Source organism: Streptomyces sp. NRRL F-5126, assembly GCF_000721265.1.
In the GTDB taxonomy this organism is placed as follows: Bacteria; Actinomycetota; Actinomycetes; order Streptomycetales; family Streptomycetaceae; genus Streptomyces.
Window position 1 is genome coordinate 179,272 of record NZ_JOFZ01000007.1, and the last position, 14,253, is coordinate 193,524.

The following is a 14,253-nucleotide window of genomic DNA, read 5'->3' on the forward strand; positions in this document are numbered from 1 at the left end:
CGGTGCGCCCCGAGTCCGTCGGCCCACCGCATGTGCCGACGAGCACGCGCCCAACGAGCCGGCCAGCACGTGGCCGAGGCGATCAGGAGGCCCCACCGCCATGCCGAACCAACCCCGTGACGTCATCCAGAGCGATCTGCGCAGCTTCATCGAGGCCGTCGACGCGGGCGGCGAACTGGAGGTCGTCTCGGGTGCCCACTGGGACAAGGAGATGGGCGCCGTGACCGAGGTCCTCTACCGGCAGAAGGTCGAGAAGTCACCGATGCTGGTGTTCGACCGGGTGCCGGGCTACCCCGAGCAGAACCGCTGCCTCTACGGCATGTTCGGCTCGCCCCTGCGGCTGGCCCTCGCGCTCGGCATGGAGCCCGGCGTGTCGCAGAACCGGGCCGACATGCTCCGCGCCTTCCGCGGCGTCATCAAGAAGGGTTTCGACGGCGTCCCGCCGAAGACCGTCACACAGGGCCCGGTACTTCAGAACGTGGTCAGTGGCGACGACATCGACCTGCTCTCGCTCTTCCCGGTCCCCGTCCACCACGAGCTGGACGGCGGCCGCTACATCGGGACGGCCTGCGGCGTGGTCACACGCGACCCGGACACGGGACGCGTCAACCTCGGCACGTACCGGGTCCAGGTCACCGGAAAGAACACCTGCGCCTCGTACATCTCCAACGGCAAGCAGGGCCGCATCCACCGCGACAAGTACCTGAGCGCGGGCAAACCGTGCCCCGTGGTCATCATCGTCGGCATGGACCCGGTGACCTACCTCGCGTCCGGGTACACGCTCGCCGACCAGGTGCCCGAACTCGATTGGTGCGGCGGACTGATGGGCCGACCGCACGAGGTCATCGAGGGCGAGCTCACCGGCCTCCCCTTCCCGGCTCGCTCCGAGATCGTCCTGGAGGGCGAGATCCTGCCCGGCGAGACCGTCGAGGAGGGGCCGTTCGGCGAGTGGCACGGCTACTACGCGGGCGAGGCAAAGGACGAGCCCGTCATCCGCATCAAGCGCGTCCACTACCGCGACAACCCCATCCTGACGTGCGCGGCCAGCCAGAAGCCGCCGCACGCGCACCTCTTCGAGCGGTGCTTCCTGCGCTCGGCCGCGCTCCTGGACTCGCTGGAAGGGGCGGGAGTGCCCGACGTCGTCAGCGCCTGGACCCATCAGGCCGGCTCCGGACGCACCTTCGTCGCGGTGTCGGTCAAGCAGCGCTACTTCGGCCACTCCACCCAGGTCGGGCTCGTCGCCTCCCAGGTCAACCCGGTCGGCTACGTGGGCCGCTGGATCGTCGTCGTCGACGACGACATCGATCCGAGCGACATCCACGACGTCATCTGGGCGATGGGCACCCGCTGCGACCCGAAGACCATGACCACGACCCTGGACAGAACATGGTCGTCCAGGCTCGACACACTGGTCACCGACTACGACCGGCTCTACAACTCGCGCATGGTCATCGACGCCTGCATCCCCTACGAGCGGCGCGACACCTTCCCCACCGTCGCACAGACGTCCCCGGGGCTGGCCGCTGAGGTGCGTGGCAAGTACCCGCACCTGTACCGGTGAGAGGAGACGGCAGTGCCGGCAACACCGAAAAGACGGCTGGTCGTGGGTGTCTCCGGGTCGAGTGCCCCGCAACTCGCGGTGGCCTTCCTCGAACTCACCCGTGAACTGGGCACCATCGAGACGCACCTGGTGATGTCCGCGGGCGCGAGGCTCAGCATCGAACTCGAACTGCGCAGGGACCCGGGGGAGGTGGAGAAGCTCGCCGACGTCGTCCACGACGCGCGCAACCTGGGCGCCGCCATCTCGTCCGGTTCCTTCCGTACGATCGGCATGGTCGTCGTGCCCTGCTCGATGCGCACCCTCGCGGCGGTGGCCACCGGCAACTCCGACAACCTGCTGGCGCGGGCGGCCGACGTCACCCTGAAGGAACGCAGGCCCCTCGTGCTCGTCGCGCGCGAGACACCCCTCAACTACATCCACATCGAGAACATGCGGACGGTGACGCTCGCCGGCGGCACCATCCTCCCGCCCGTGCTGTCCTTCTACCACCAGCCCCGGTCCGTCGACGACCTGCTGCGGCAGACCTGCGGCAAGGTGCTCGACCAGTTCGGCATCGAGAACGAGGCGTTCCCGCGCTGGACGGGCTGACCGGCACCGCACGGCCGCGCGCCGCGCGCCCCGCGGCCGTGCGATGATGCCGGGCGTGACCGATGACACCTCGCCACTCGTCCATCAACTCGGCCTCGAACCGCACGTGGAGGGCGGCTGGTTCAAGGAGACCTGGCGCACCGCGGCCACGGCGAGCCCCGACGGCTACCAGGGGACGCGGGCGTACGCGACCGGCATCCACTACCTGCTCCACCCGGGCGAGCGCTCGCGCTGGCACCGGGTGCGCTCCGACGAGCTGTGGCTCTGGCACAGCGGCGGCCCGCTCCTGCTCCGCCTCGGCGGCACGGGCGGTGCCGCCGCCCAGCGCACCACCGCGCTGCTCGGCATGGACGTCGAGGCGGGCCAGCGCCCCCAGGTCCTCATCCCGGCGGGGGAGTGGCAGGCCGCGGAGCCCGCGGGCGACGAGCCGGTGCTCGTGTCGTGCGTGGTCGCGCCCGGCTTCGACTTCCAGGACTACGAGGACGAGAGCCACCCCGCGAACTGACAGGTCGCCGCGGGCCACTCGGACGGCCCACCGCGGCGCGCGCACCGGACGGGCCGCCGCTGGAATGGAAGGATGACGGCCGCCCCGCACGACTGCCTCGCGCGCAACGAGTGGATCTGCGGCACGTACCTGTCCACCCGCCGGCACATCCTGGCGGACGCCGTGGTCCAGCACCTCCAGCTCACCGCGGTCTCGGTCGGCATCGCCGTCGTCATCGCCGTGCCGCTCGCGCTCGCCGCACGTCACCGGCGGTGGGCCGCGGGGCCGGTGCTCGGCGTCACGACGGTCCTCTACACCATCCCGTCACTCGCCATGTTCTCGCTGCTGCTGCCGGTCTACGGCCTCTCGGCGTCCCTCGTGGTGGCGGGGCTCGTGCTCTACTCCCTGACCCTGCTCGTGCGCAACATCCTCGCCGGGCTGCGCGCCGTGCCCGAGGAGACACGCCAGGCCGCACGCGGCATGGGCTACGGGCCGCTGCGCCTGCTGCTGGCCGTGGAGCTGCCCCTCGCACTGCCCGCCGCCATGGCCGGGCTGCGCATCGCGACGGTCTCCGCCGTCTCGCTCGTCACCATCGGCGCGATCGTCGGCCACGGCGGGCTCGGCAACCTCATCTACGCGGGCATGAACACCTTCTTCAAGGCGCAGGTGCTCACCGCGTCCGTCCTGTGCGTGGTCATCGCCGTCCTCGCCGACCTGCTGCTGCTCGGCGTGCAGTGGCTGATCACCCCGTGGAGGAGGAGGCAGCGCCCGTGAGCGTCCTCACCGGCTCCTGGTCGTGGCTGACCAGCGCCGCACACTGGGCGGGCCCCGACGGCATCACGCACCGGCTCGTGCAGCACCTGTTCCTCACCGTGGTCTGCCTCGCCCTCGGCTGCGCGGTCGCCCTGCCGGTCGCGCTGGTACTCGGACACCTCGGCAAGGGCGGCGCGCTCGCCGTCAACATCTCCAACGCCGGCAGGGCCGTGCCCACCTTCGCCGTCCTGGTGCTGCTGCTCCTCACCCCGATCGGCTCCTACGGGCAGTGGCCGACGATCATCGCGCTCGTCCTGTTCGCGATCCCGCCACTGCTCACCAACGCCTACGTCGGCATGCGCGGCGTCGACCCCGAGGTGGTGCGGGCCGCGCGCGGCATGGGGATGACGGGCGCCCAGCAACTGCGCGGTGTGGAACTGCCGCTCGCCCTGCCCATGGTCCTCACGGGCGTGCGGATCGCGGCCGTGCAACTCGTGGCGACCGCCACCCTGGCCGCGCTGGTGGGCGGTGGCGGGCTCGGCAGGATCATCACCGCCGGGTTCAGCCTGGCCTCCACCCCGGAGGTCGTGGCGGGCGCCGTCCTCGTCGCCGTCCTCGCCCTGCTGGTCGAGGGCGCCTTCGCGCTCGTCCAGCGGCTGTCGCAGAACCGGGCGGGGGACGCGGCGCCGTGAGGGCCACCCGCACCCTCGCGCTCGCCGCCACCGCGCCCCTCACCGCCCTCGCGCTGCTCCTCGCCGGGTGCGGCACCGGACCTTCGCTGGAGAACCGGGGCAGCGTGACGGCACCGCCCGGAGACGCCCGCCATCTGACGATCGGCTCCGCCGGCTTCACCGAGAGCGACCTGCTCGCCCGGATGTACGCCCTGCTGCTCGACAACGCCGGCTACCGCACTCGCGTCCTGTCCGTCACCAACCGGGAGATCTACGAACCGGCGCTGGAGAGCGGCCAGATCGACGTCGTACCCGAGTACGCGGCGACCTTTGCCGACTGGCTGAACGCCAAGGTCCACGGCTCCGGCGCCGCACCCGTTGGCTCGCCCGGCCTCGCCGGCACCATGAACGCCCTGCGCCGCCTCGCCGCCGGCCGCGGCCTCGGGGTCCTCGCGCCCGGCCGGGCCGTGGACCAGAACGCGTACGCGGTCACCGGGGCGTACGCGAGGAAGCACCGGCTGAAGAACCTCAGCGACGTCGGCAGGGCGGGGCTGCACGTCAGACTCGCGGCGGGCGACGAATGCGTGTCACGCCCCTACTGCGCGCCCGGTCTGCGCAAGACGTACGGCATCAGCGTCACCGGTATCGACCCCAAGGGGATCGGCACCACCCCGTCCAAGCGTGCCGTCCAGCGCGGCAAGGACCAGATGCTGGTCACCACGACCACCGACGCGACCCTCGACGACTTCGGACTCGTCCTCCTCGGCGACGACAAGCACCTGCAGAACGCCGACCACGTCGTGCCGGTCGTCAACCGTGCCCGGGCGGGCAGCCACCGGATCGCCGCCGCACTCGACCGCCTCGGGCGCGTCCTGACCACCCGAGACCTGGCGTCGATGGACGAGCAGGTCGACAGCTGGCGCCGGCTGCCTGAGGACGTGGCACGCACCTACTTGCGCGCGAAAGGCCTGATCCCGGGCGACTGACCCGGAATCAGGCCGCGCACCCGGCAACCGGCCTTGGCGTCAGGCTGCCAGCCGCCCCGGCAGCCACTTCAAAAGCACCGCCTCGTGGAAGGGGCCGCCGCCCTCGTGGTCGTTGAAGTCGTACACCTCGATCGACTTCTCCCGGCCGGCGTACGCGTTGAACGCGGCGAACACCGTCGACGGCGGGCACGTCTGGTCCTCGAGCGCGGTCGAGAACAGGGCGGGAGCCCGCCCGCGCGCCGCGAAGTGCACGGCGTCGACGTAGGCGAGCGTCGAGCGGACCTGCCGCGTGCGGCCGCGGTAGGTGTTGAGGTACTTGCCGATCTCGCGGTACGGGTCCCGGTCCGTGAGGGTCGTGGCGCGCGGGAAGTCGCACAGGAACGGCACGTTGGGCGCGACTGCCGCCAGGTCGTCCACCAGACCGCTCACGGCGAGTGTGATGCCGCCGCCCTGGCTCGTCCCCGTGACCGCGGTGCGCCCCGCGTCCACCAGCGGATGCGCGCGTGCTGCCTCGACCGCCCGCACCGCGTCGGCGAACAACCGCCGGTAGTAGTAGTCGTCGGGATTCTCGATCCCCTTCGTCATGAAGCCCGGGAACGAGGAGGCGCTGCCCACGGGATCCGGCGTGTCGCCGCCGTCCCAGCCTGCGCCCTGCCCCCGTGTGTCCATCACGAAGTGCGCGAAACCCGCGGCCGCCCACAGCAGATGGCGGTGCGGCAGGCCGCGCCCGCCGCCGTACCCGAGGAACTCCACGATCACCGGCAGTGGCTCCCGCGTCCCCGCCGGCAGCAGGAACCAGCCCTTGACCGGATGGCCGCCGAACCCCGAGAACGTCACGTCGAAGACGTCCACTGCCGCGAGGCCCGCCGCCACCGGCTCGAACCGCGCATCCAAGTCGTGCGTCCGTGTCTCGCGCAGCGTCCGCGCCCAGAACGCGTCGAAGTCCGCGGGCTCGGCGGACTCGCTGCGGTAGGCGCGCATCGCGTCGAGTTCCATGTCGAACAGGGCCATCGTGGCACCACCTTGATCGTCAGAAGAGGGCGGTCACACCGTACGTGCCCGACGTGCGCGGGGGTACGGCCCGCGTCCGTGGCGTACGCACCCTGTTCACCCGGCGCGCGCCGTCCTAGGCTCTGCCTCCGGCCGGGGCGGGACGCCCCCGGACCCCGCCGTGCGCGGCGGGCCGGAGAGAAAGGGGCGCGATGACGGGCATTCCGGCAGACCCCCCGCGTGCGGGACGAGGAGAGCCGGCCCCCGGCTGCGCGGGGCCCGAGGACATCGGCAAGTACGGCTACGAACAGCAGTTGCGCCGCTCGCTCTCCTTCCGCGACCTGCTGGTCTACGGCCTCGTCTTCATGGTGCCCATCGCGCCCATGGGCATCTTCGGCAGCGTCTTTGAGGCGAGCGGCGGCATGGTCGCCCTCGCGTACGCGGTCGGCATGGTCGCCATGATGTTCACCGCACTCTCGTACGCGCAGATGTCGCGCGCCTTCCCCATGGCCGGCTCCGTCTACTCGTACGCGGGCCGGGGGATCGCGGCGCCCGTCGGCTTCCTGTCCGGCTGGATGCTGCTGCTGGACTACGTCCTGATCCCCAGCCTGCTCTACCTGACCTCGGGCGTCGCGATGAACTCGCTTCTCCCGGCGGTGCCCGTGTGGGCCTGGGTGGTCTTCTTCGTCGTCCTCAACACCGTGGCGAACTACCGCGGCATCGAGATGACGGCGCGGCTCAACAAGATCATGCTGCTCTTCGAGGCGGTCGTGCTCGCGGTCTTCCTCGTGGTCGCCGTCGTCGCGCTCGCGCAGGGCAAGGGGCACGGGTTCAGCTGGTCACCGGTCTACGACGCGCACACCTTCTCGTGGTCGCTCGTCTTCGGCGCCGTGTCGGTCGCCGCGCTGAGCTTCCTCGGCTTCGACGGCATCTCGATGATGGCCGAGGAGAGCCGGGAGTCCTCCCGCGCGATCGGGCGCGCCATGATCGGGGCGCTGCTGCTGGCAGGAACGCTGTTCATCGTGCAGACGTTCGTGGCCTCGCTGCTCGTCCCGGACCCGGGTCACCTCGTGAGCCGGGGAGATCCCGGCGGCACGGCCTTCTACGACGCGGCCCGGGTCGCCGCGGGCGGCTGGCTCGCCGACCTCACGGCGCTCGCCACCGCGATCGCCTGGGGGTTCGCCAACTCGCTGGTCGCCCAGGCTGCCACCTCACGGCTGCTGTACGCGATGGCGCGCGACCGCCAGCTGCCCGCGTTCCTCGCGAAGATCCACCCCACCCGCAAGGTACCGGTCAACGCGACGCTGCTGGTGGCCGCGGTGTCCCTGCTGCTCGGCCTCTGGATGGCCTCGCGCGACGACGGGATCACCCTGCTCTCCACCCTCGTCAACTTCGGCGCGCTGACCGGTTTCCTGGTGCTGCACGTCGCGGTCGTGTGGCACTACGTCGTGCGCGGCCGCAGCCGCCGGTACTTCAGCCATCTCATCGCGCCGGCCATCGGCTTCGCCATCCTCGCCTACGTCGTGGTCAACGCCCAGGTCGCCGCCCAGCGCCTCGGGTTCGTCTGGCTGGGCGTCGGCGTCGTCCTGCTGCTCGGCCTGCTCCTCGCGGGACGCAAGCCGGACCTGTCGGCCATGGGGCAGCCGGCGCCGGACGGGGACCGCGACCGGACGTGACTAGGCGTCCGACACCGAGGAGAAGTCGACGTCGCCGCGCGTGACACCCCGGGCGTCGGCGCCGACCGACCTGCGCAGGGCCTCGTGCAGGCCTGCCGGTGTCAGGACGCCCGCGAACCGCTCCCCGTCCAGCACGGCCACCCACCCCGCGTCGTGCTGGAGCATCTCGCCGAACGCCCGCTTCAGCGGCGCACCGAGCGCCACCCACGCCTCCATGCGCCGCGCCAGGCCGCCCATGCGGTCCGCGTCACGCGCACCGGACAGCTCACGGGCCGAGACCCAGCCGTGCAGCTCACCGCCGCCGCCGAGCACCACAGCCCAGCGCGCGCCCGCCGCGTCGAGGCGTGCCGCCACGTCGCGTGCCGTCTCGTCCACCCACGCCACCGGCGGCTGCTCCAGGTCGCCGGCCATGACGGCCGTGACCGACAGCCGCTTGAGACCCCGGTCGGCGCCTACGAACCGTGCCACGTACTCCGAGGCGGGAGCGCCGAGCACCGCCGCCGGTGTGTCGTACTGCTCGATGCGGCCCTCCCCGTACACGGCGATCCGGTCGCCCATCCTGACCGCCTCCTCGATGTCGTGCGTCACGAAAAGCACGGTCTTGCGCACGGTCGCCTGCAGGGCGAGGAACTCGCTCTGCAGCCGCTCCCTCACCACCGGGTCGACCGCGCCGAACGGCTCGTCCATCAGCAGGACCGGAGGGTCGGCCGCGAGGGCGCGCGCCACGCCCACGCGCTGGCGCTGACCGCCGGAGAGCTGCGCAGGGTAGCGGTGGCCGTACATCCCGGGGTCGAGCCCCACCAGGTCCAGCAGCTCCGCGGCCCTGGCCCGCGCCTTCGTCCTCTTCCACCCCGCGAGCACCGGTACCGTCGCCGCGTTGTCGAGGACGGTGCGGTGCGGGAACAGCCCGCCCTGCTGGATGACGTAGCCGATACCGCGCCGCAGCCGCACCGGGTCGGCGCCGGAGATGTCCTCGCCGGAGACGAGGATCCGCCCGGACGTCGGCTCGACCAGCCGGTTCACCATCATCATCGTGGTGGTCTTCCCGCACCCCGACGGCCCGACCAGGGTGACGAGTTCGCCCTCCCGCACCTCGAACGACAGCCTGTCGACGGCGGTCGTACCGTCCGGGTACACCTTGCCGACGTCCTCGAAGCGGATCACCTCCTCACCGTAGGAGCGGCCGGGCGGCGCCGCGAACGGTCCGTGGCCGGCCGGGGGACCCTTCACCACGGCGGGTGGGCGCCCGCACGCCTATAGTCACCCCATGACGGAGCAGACCGATCAGCTGTCCCCGATGCCGACCGACTGGGAGCGCGCGCTCGCCGTCGTCGCGCACCCCGACGACCTGGAGTACGGCTGCACCGCGGCCGTCGCCCAGTGGACGGACGAGGGCAGGGAGGTGACCTACCTCCTGGCGACGCGAGGCGAGGCGGGTATCGACACCATCGCCCCCGGCGACTGCGCCCCCCTGCGCGAACGCGAGCAGCGGGCGAGCGCCGCCGTGGTGGGCGTGCGCGACGTCGAGTTCCTCGGCCACCGCGACGGCGTCATCGAGTACGGCACCGACCTGCGCAGGGACATCGCCGCCGCGATCCGTGCGCACCGCCCCGAGCTCGTCGTCACGCTGAACCACCGGGACACCTGGGGCGGCGCCGCATGGAACACACCGGACCACCGTGCCGTCGGCCGCGCCGCGCTCGACGCCGCGGGCGACGCGGGCAACCGGTGGATCTTCCCCGAACTGGCCGAGCGCGGCCTCGCGCCGTGGGACGGGGTGCGGTGGGTGGCCGTCGCCGGCTCCGACACGCCCACCCATGCCGTCGACGCGGGCCCGGGGCTCGAACGCGCGGTCGCCTCGCTGCTCGAACACCGCACCTACATCGAGGTCCTCACCGACCAGGAGCCCGAGGACTACTGCCGCTCCTTCCTCACCGGGGTGGCGCAGGCGGCGGCGGACCGCTTCGGCGGCCGGCCCGCGGTCACCTTCGAACTCCTGCCGCGCTGAGCGGGGCCGCACTCGCCCACCACGCGCCTCGACATGCGCGGACGCGGCGACCGGGTGACACTTGGGGGGCGGGGGACGGAGCGTCGCTGCGCGCGGCGCACGGCCCGTACCCCACCCGCGTCGCCACGTCCGAAGACGCACGGCTCGAAACGGCGAGCGGGACCACAGACCATGCTGGAACTGGAAGTGGTAGAGATGCTGCTGCCGGACCGACACCTGGTCGCCGACCTGCTGGGCCGTTACCGGGCATGGGAACGGCTGGTGCTCGCCGACCCGCAGGACGACGCGACCCGAAGGCGCTTCGAGGACGTGGCCTACACGCTCTGTGTGCTGATGGGGCAGCGCACGGCGCGCGAGGCGATCCTCAAGGCGGAGTCCTATCTGCGCCACATGCGGCCCGTACCGCTCCTCGCCGACGCGGAGCGCCGCGAGAAGGCCTGACGTCCATTCCCGGCCGGGCGGCCGGGAAGCGGCGCACGGGCATGTCGGAGGCGGCCCGGCCGGGGCATCCGGTCCGGCCGCCCCTGCACGCCAGGACCGGCGCCCGTACACCTCCTGCCTCCTTGTTCCCACACGCGCAAGCGACCGCTTAGTATGCGACGGCACGCCCTACTGCCCATCGTGTGTGGAGGCCCTGAATGCAGGCATGGCGAGTGCACCGCAACGGCGAGCCGGCCGAGGTGATGCGGCTGGAGTCCACCGAGCCGCCCGAGCCGGCGAAGGGGCAGGTCACCGTGGCGGTCAGCGCCGCCAACGTGAACTTCCCCGACGCGATGCTGTGCCGCGGGCAGTACCAGATCACGCCCCCGCTGCCCTTCACACCGGGCGTGGAGATCTGCGGCAGGACCGAGGACGGACGCCGCGTCATCACCACCGTCGCCCTGCCGCACGGCGGCTTCGCCGAATACGCGCTCGCCGACGAGGCCGCCCTGCTGCCCGCGCCCGCCGCACTCGACGACGCCCAGGCCGCCGCGCTGCACATCGGCTACCAGACCGGCTGGTTCGCGCTGCACCGGCGCGCGCACCTCCAGGAGGGCGAGACACTGCTCGTGCACGCCGCCGCCGGGGGAGTGGGCAGTGCCGCCGTCCAGCTGGGCAAGGCGGCCGGGGCCCGGGTCATCGGCGTCGTCGGAGGCCGTGAGAAGGCCGCCGTGGCCGAGGCACTCGGCTGCGACCTCGTACTCGACCGGCACGCCGACGACATCATCGCCGCCGTCAAGGACACCACCGGGGGCCGCGGGGCCGACGTCGTCTTCGACCCCGTCGGCGGCGACGCCTTCACCAAGTCCACCAAGTGCGTCGCCTTCGAGGGCCGCATCGTGGTCATCGGCTTCACCAGCGGCACCGTTCCCGCGCCCGCGCTCAGCCACGCCCTCGTCAAGAACTACTCGATCCTCGGCCTGCACTGGGGCCTGTACGCGGCGAAGGACCCCGCCGCCGTCCTGCGCTGCCACGAGCGCCTCACCGACCTCGCCGACCGGGGCAGGATCGCGCCCCTGGTCAGCGAACGTGTCGGCCTCGACGCGGCCGCCGACGCGGTCCAGCGCGTCGCCGACGGCACCACCACGGGACGCGTCGTGGTCGTACCGGAAGGAGCCAAGTGATGGCACGCACCACCGGCGGGCCCGCCACCCCGCCCGGCGCCGGCGAGCTGCGCGACCGTACGCGCCGGCTGCTCGCCGAGCATCCGCCCGCCACCACCGCCCCCGTTGACTTCCTCGACGCCCGGTTCGACGCCGGCCTCGCGTGGGTGCACTTCCCGGCCGGTCTCGGAGGCCTCGACGCGCCCCGTGCCCTGCAGCCCGCCGTGGACGCCGAACTCGACGACGCCGCCGCACCCGGCAACGATCCGCGCCGCATCGGCATCGGCCTCGGCATGGCCGCGCCGACCCTCCTGCGCTACGGGACGCGTGAGCAGCAGGAACGCTTCCTGAAGCCGCTGTGGACGGGGCGCGAGGTGTGGTGCCAGCTCTTCAGCGAGCCCGGCGCCGGATCCGACCTCGCGGCGCTCGCCACCCGCGCCGTGCGAGACGAGGACAGCGGCGACTGGATCGTCAACGGCCAGAAGGTCTGGACGTCGAGCGCCCACCTCGCCCGCTGGGCCATCCTCATCGCCCGCACCGACCCGGATCTGCCCAAGCACCGCGGCATCACGTACTTCGTCTGCGACATGACCGACCCCGGCGTGGACGTCAGGCCGCTGCGCCAGATCACCGGCGAGGCCGAGTTCAACGAGGTCTTCCTGACGGACGTGCGCATCCCCGACGCCCACCGGCTCGGCGAGGTCGGAGACGGCTGGCGCGTAGCCAGGACCACCCTGATGAACGAGCGCGTCTCGATCGGCGGCGCCCGCCTGCCGCGCGAGGGCGGCATGATCGGCCCCGCCGCCGCCACCTGGCGCGAACGCCCCGAACTGCGCACCCACGACCTGCACCGGCGCCTGCTCGACCTGTGGGTCGAGTCGGAGGTCGCCCGGCTCACCGGTGAACGACTGAGGCAGCAGCTCGCCGCGGGCCACCCGGGGCCCGAGGGCAGCGGCATGAAGCTGACCTTCGCCCGCCTCAACCAGGCCGTCAGCGGCCTGGAGGTCGAACTCCTGGGCGACGAGGGGCTGCTGTACTCGGACTGGACGATGCGCAGGCCCGAGTACGTCGACTTCACCGGGCGCGACGCCGGCTACCGCTACCTGCGCTCCAAGGGCAACTCCATCGAAGGAGGCACCAGCGAGGTGCTGCTCAACATCGTCGCGGAACGCGTCCTCGGCCTGCCGCCCGAGCCGCGGGACGACAAGGACGTCGCATGGAAGGACCTGGCGCGATGACCACGGAACAGACCGCCACCGCCCCTGAGGCCGCGCCCGACCTGCTGTACACGGCCGCCGAGGAGGACCTGCGCGCCGCAGTCCGCGCGCTGCTCGCCGACCGGGCGGACCCGGCCGCCGCGCTCGCCCGCGCCGAGTCGGGCGACCCGTACGACGCGGGCCTTTGGGACCGGCTCGCCGGCTCCATCGGCGCGGCGGGCCTGCTCGTGCCCGAGGAGCTGGGCGGACAGGGCGCGAGCGCCCGCGAGGCAGCCGTCGTGCTGGAGGAGCTGGGACGCGCCGTCACGCCCGCGCCGTACCTGACGAGCTCCGTCGTCGCCACGGGGATCCTGCTCGGCTGTGACACCGGCGAGCCCGACGTCGCGGGCCTCGTCACAGCCCTCGCCACCGGCGCCCGCACGGCCGTGCTCGCGCTGCCGCTCACGACCGCGCCGGGCGACCCGCACCCGCGTGCCGCGGACACCGTCACGAGCGTCGCCGACGCGGCGCGCGCCGACGTCCTCCTGCTGGTGCGTGACGACGGCCTCTACGCGGTCGAGACCGCCGACCCGGCCGTCACCGTGGAGCCGCTCACGCCGCTCGACCTGACGCGCCCGCTCGCCGCCGTCACCGCGGACCCGGCCGCGGGGCTCAGGCTGGCCGACGCGGACACGGCGCGCGCGGCGGTGCGCCGCGGCCTCCTCAGCGGGGCGGGACTCCTCGCCTCCGAGCAACTGGGCATCGCCGAGTGGTGCCTGGAGGAGACCGTCAGGTACACGAAGGAGCGCCACCAGTTCAACCGGCCCGTCGGGTCGTTCCAGGCGCTCAAGCACCGCATGGCCCAGCTGTGGGTGGAGGTCGTCTCGGCGCGCGCCGCCGCGCGGGGCGCCGCGGACGCGCTCGCCACCGGCAGCCCGGATGCGCGGCTCGCCGTCGCGGTGGCCGGCGCCTACTGCGGCCGGGTCGCCGTCCACGCCGCGGAGGAGTGCGTGCAGTTGCACGGCGGCATCGGGATGACCTGGGAGCACCCCGCGCACCTCGCCCTCAAGCGCGCCAAGGCGGACGAGGCCGCGTTCGGCACCGCGGGCCGCCACAAGGACACCGTCGCCGCCCTCGCGGGCCTGCCCGCTCCGAGCCGCGCTGACCGGCTGTAACGGCGTCCGGGACGCTGTCACCCGAACGGCCGACGCGTCATTCGCCCGGACGGCGCTCGCCCTCCGCCACACTGGCGCCCACATGCCGCAACAGGGTGCGGCGGAGGAGAGGTGCACGATGGCGATCACGGTCTCCCTGTTGCTGCTGCTCGCGGTCATGGCGGTGGCCTTCATCCGCAGCGGCGGCCTCAAGGTGTGGCACGCGGTGATCTGCGTCCTGCTGGGGTTCATGCTGGCCAGTACGAGCATGGCGCCGACCATCAGCAACGGCGTCTCGGCGACCGCCGACATGGTCAGCGGCATCAGACCCTGAAATGGACCAGGATGCGCCCGCCGTTGTCCGGGTCGACCTCGAAGCGGTCGTAGAGCCGCTTGACGTGCGGCTGGCCGAGGAACGCGATCACGCGCGCCCTGAGCTTGCCCGACCCCTTGCCCGGGATCAGTTCCAGCACGGGCTCGCCCGTGGCGGCCGCCCTGAACAGAGCCTGGCGCAGAGCCAGTTCGATGTCCCGATTGCTACGGAAGATCGGATGCAGGTCCACCGTGATCATCGGCGCGCCCCGGGGCGAGGGTGCCGCGCGC

16 protein-coding genes are annotated in these 14,253 nt (G+C 72.6%); 13 read left to right on the top strand and 3 right to left on the bottom strand.

Annotation, left to right across the window (positions count from 1 at the left end; translation table 11 throughout):
- Positions 1-100: 100 nt before the first annotated feature.
- The 6 genes from IH48_RS0117060 (at position 101) to IH48_RS0117085 (ending at position 5,043) form a co-directional block, all read left to right on the top strand.
- Positions 101-1,561, top strand: coding sequence for a UbiD family decarboxylase (locus IH48_RS0117060; RefSeq protein ID WP_030904536.1), 1,461 nt, complete (start codon positions 101-103; stop codon positions 1,559-1,561).
- Between the two features lie 12 nt (positions 1,562-1,573).
- Positions 1,574-2,149: a UbiX family flavin prenyltransferase gene (locus IH48_RS0117065; RefSeq protein WP_030904538.1), complete on the top strand. Its 576-nt coding sequence runs from the start codon at positions 1,574-1,576 to the stop codon at positions 2,147-2,149.
- Positions 2,150-2,204: 55 nt separating this feature from the next.
- Positions 2,205-2,654: a cupin domain-containing protein gene (locus tag IH48_RS0117070; RefSeq protein WP_037842291.1), complete on the top strand. Its 450-nt coding sequence runs from the start codon at positions 2,205-2,207 to the stop codon at positions 2,652-2,654.
- Positions 2,655-2,726: 72 nt separating this feature from the next.
- A complete protein-coding gene (locus IH48_RS0117075) occupies positions 2,727-3,407 on the top strand; it encodes an ABC transporter permease (RefSeq protein ID WP_030904541.1) in 681 nt (226 codons plus the stop codon).
- On the top strand, positions 3,404-4,078 hold the full coding sequence (locus tag IH48_RS0117080; RefSeq protein WP_030904543.1) for an ABC transporter permease: 675 nt from the start codon (positions 3,404-3,406) through the stop codon (positions 4,076-4,078). Before IH48_RS0117075 ends, IH48_RS0117080 begins: the two co-directional genes overlap by 4 nt.
- A complete protein-coding gene (locus IH48_RS0117085) occupies positions 4,075-5,043 on the top strand; it encodes an ABC transporter substrate-binding protein (protein WP_030904545.1) in 969 nt (322 codons plus the stop codon). Before IH48_RS0117080 ends, IH48_RS0117085 begins: the two co-directional genes overlap by 4 nt.
- A gap of 39 nt (positions 5,044-5,082) precedes the next feature.
- Here the strand turns inward: IH48_RS0117085 and IH48_RS0117090 are convergent, their stop codons facing one another.
- A complete protein-coding gene (locus tag IH48_RS0117090; protein WP_030904547.1) occupies positions 5,083-6,054 on the bottom strand; it encodes an acetylxylan esterase in 972 nt (323 codons plus the stop codon).
- A gap of 191 nt (positions 6,055-6,245) precedes the next feature.
- On the opposite strand from IH48_RS0117090, the gene IH48_RS0117095 reads away from it, so the two are divergent.
- The gene (locus IH48_RS0117095; protein ID WP_030904549.1) at positions 6,246-7,709 is read left to right on the top strand and encodes an APC family permease; all 1,464 of its coding nucleotides are present in this window, start codon (positions 6,246-6,248) and stop codon (positions 7,707-7,709) included.
- Here IH48_RS0117095 and IH48_RS0117100 read toward each other — a convergent pair whose 3' ends face one another.
- On the bottom strand, positions 7,710-8,873 hold the full coding sequence (locus IH48_RS0117100; protein ID WP_030904551.1) for an ATP-binding cassette domain-containing protein: 1,164 nt from the start codon (positions 8,871-8,873) through the stop codon (positions 7,710-7,712).
- A gap of 103 nt (positions 8,874-8,976) precedes the next feature.
- Here IH48_RS0117100 and IH48_RS0117105 point away from each other — a divergent pair, with 103 nt between their 5' ends.
- The 6 genes from IH48_RS0117105 (at position 8,977) to IH48_RS0117130 (ending at position 13,984) form a co-directional block, all read left to right on the top strand.
- Positions 8,977-9,717, top strand: coding sequence for a PIG-L deacetylase family protein (locus IH48_RS0117105; RefSeq protein WP_030904552.1), 741 nt, complete (start codon positions 8,977-8,979; stop codon positions 9,715-9,717).
- A gap of 171 nt (positions 9,718-9,888) precedes the next feature.
- The gene (locus tag IH48_RS0117110) at positions 9,889-10,158 is read left to right on the top strand and encodes a DUF5133 domain-containing protein (protein WP_307865414.1); all 270 of its coding nucleotides are present in this window, start codon (positions 9,889-9,891) and stop codon (positions 10,156-10,158) included.
- Positions 10,159-10,355: 197 nt separating this feature from the next.
- Positions 10,356-11,321, top strand: a complete 966-nt coding sequence (locus IH48_RS0117115; RefSeq protein ID WP_030904556.1) for an NADPH:quinone oxidoreductase family protein — start codon at positions 10,356-10,358, stop codon at positions 11,319-11,321.
- Positions 11,321-12,538, top strand: coding sequence for an acyl-CoA dehydrogenase family protein (locus IH48_RS0117120; protein ID WP_051839947.1), 1,218 nt, complete (start codon positions 11,321-11,323; stop codon positions 12,536-12,538). Before IH48_RS0117115 ends, IH48_RS0117120 begins: the two co-directional genes overlap by 1 nt.
- Entirely contained in the window at positions 12,535-13,671 is a 1,137-nt protein-coding gene (locus IH48_RS0117125; RefSeq protein WP_030904560.1) for an acyl-CoA dehydrogenase family protein, read from the top strand. Before IH48_RS0117120 ends, IH48_RS0117125 begins: the two co-directional genes overlap by 4 nt.
- Positions 13,672-13,789: 118 nt before the next feature.
- Complete coding sequence (locus IH48_RS0117130) at positions 13,790-13,984, top strand: hypothetical protein (RefSeq protein ID WP_030904561.1); 195 nt, start codon at positions 13,790-13,792, stop codon at positions 13,982-13,984.
- Here IH48_RS0117130 and IH48_RS0117135 read toward each other — a convergent pair.
- On the bottom strand, positions 13,974-14,222 hold the full coding sequence (locus tag IH48_RS0117135) for a Smr/MutS family protein (RefSeq protein WP_030904563.1): 249 nt from the start codon (positions 14,220-14,222) through the stop codon (positions 13,974-13,976). The two genes, IH48_RS0117130 and IH48_RS0117135, sit on opposite strands and share 11 nt — an antisense overlap.
- Between the last annotated feature and the right edge of the window lie 31 nt (positions 14,223-14,253).

Excerpts from the sequence above, each read along its gene's own strand:
- IH48_RS0117075 (WP_030904541.1), top strand. The coding sequence starts at position 2,727 with ATGACGGCCGCCCCGCACGACTGCCTCGCGCGCAACGAGTGGATCTGC.
- IH48_RS0117105 (WP_030904552.1), top strand. The coding sequence starts at position 8,977 with ATGACGGAGCAGACCGATCAGCTGTCCCCGATGCCGACCGACTGGGAG.
- IH48_RS0117090 (WP_030904547.1), bottom strand. The coding sequence starts at position 6,054 with ATGGCCCTGTTCGACATGGAACTCGACGCGATGCGCGCCTACCGCAGC.
- IH48_RS0117060 (WP_030904536.1), top strand. The coding sequence starts at position 101 with ATGCCGAACCAACCCCGTGACGTCATCCAGAGCGATCTGCGCAGCTTC.
- IH48_RS0117125 (WP_030904560.1), top strand. The coding sequence starts at position 12,535 with ATGACCACGGAACAGACCGCCACCGCCCCTGAGGCCGCGCCCGACCTG.
- IH48_RS0117095 (WP_030904549.1), top strand. The coding sequence starts at position 6,246 with ATGACGGGCATTCCGGCAGACCCCCCGCGTGCGGGACGAGGAGAGCCG.
- IH48_RS0117135 (WP_030904563.1), bottom strand. The coding sequence starts at position 14,222 with ATGATCACGGTGGACCTGCATCCGATCTTCCGTAGCAATCGGGACATC.
- IH48_RS0117110 (WP_307865414.1), top strand. The coding sequence starts at position 9,889 with ATGCTGGAACTGGAAGTGGTAGAGATGCTGCTGCCGGACCGACACCTG.
- IH48_RS0117115 (WP_030904556.1), top strand. The coding sequence starts at position 10,356 with ATGCAGGCATGGCGAGTGCACCGCAACGGCGAGCCGGCCGAGGTGATG.
- IH48_RS0117130 (WP_030904561.1), top strand. The coding sequence starts at position 13,790 with ATGGCGATCACGGTCTCCCTGTTGCTGCTGCTCGCGGTCATGGCGGTG.
- IH48_RS0117120 (WP_051839947.1), top strand. The coding sequence starts at position 11,321 with ATGGCACGCACCACCGGCGGGCCCGCCACCCCGCCCGGCGCCGGCGAG.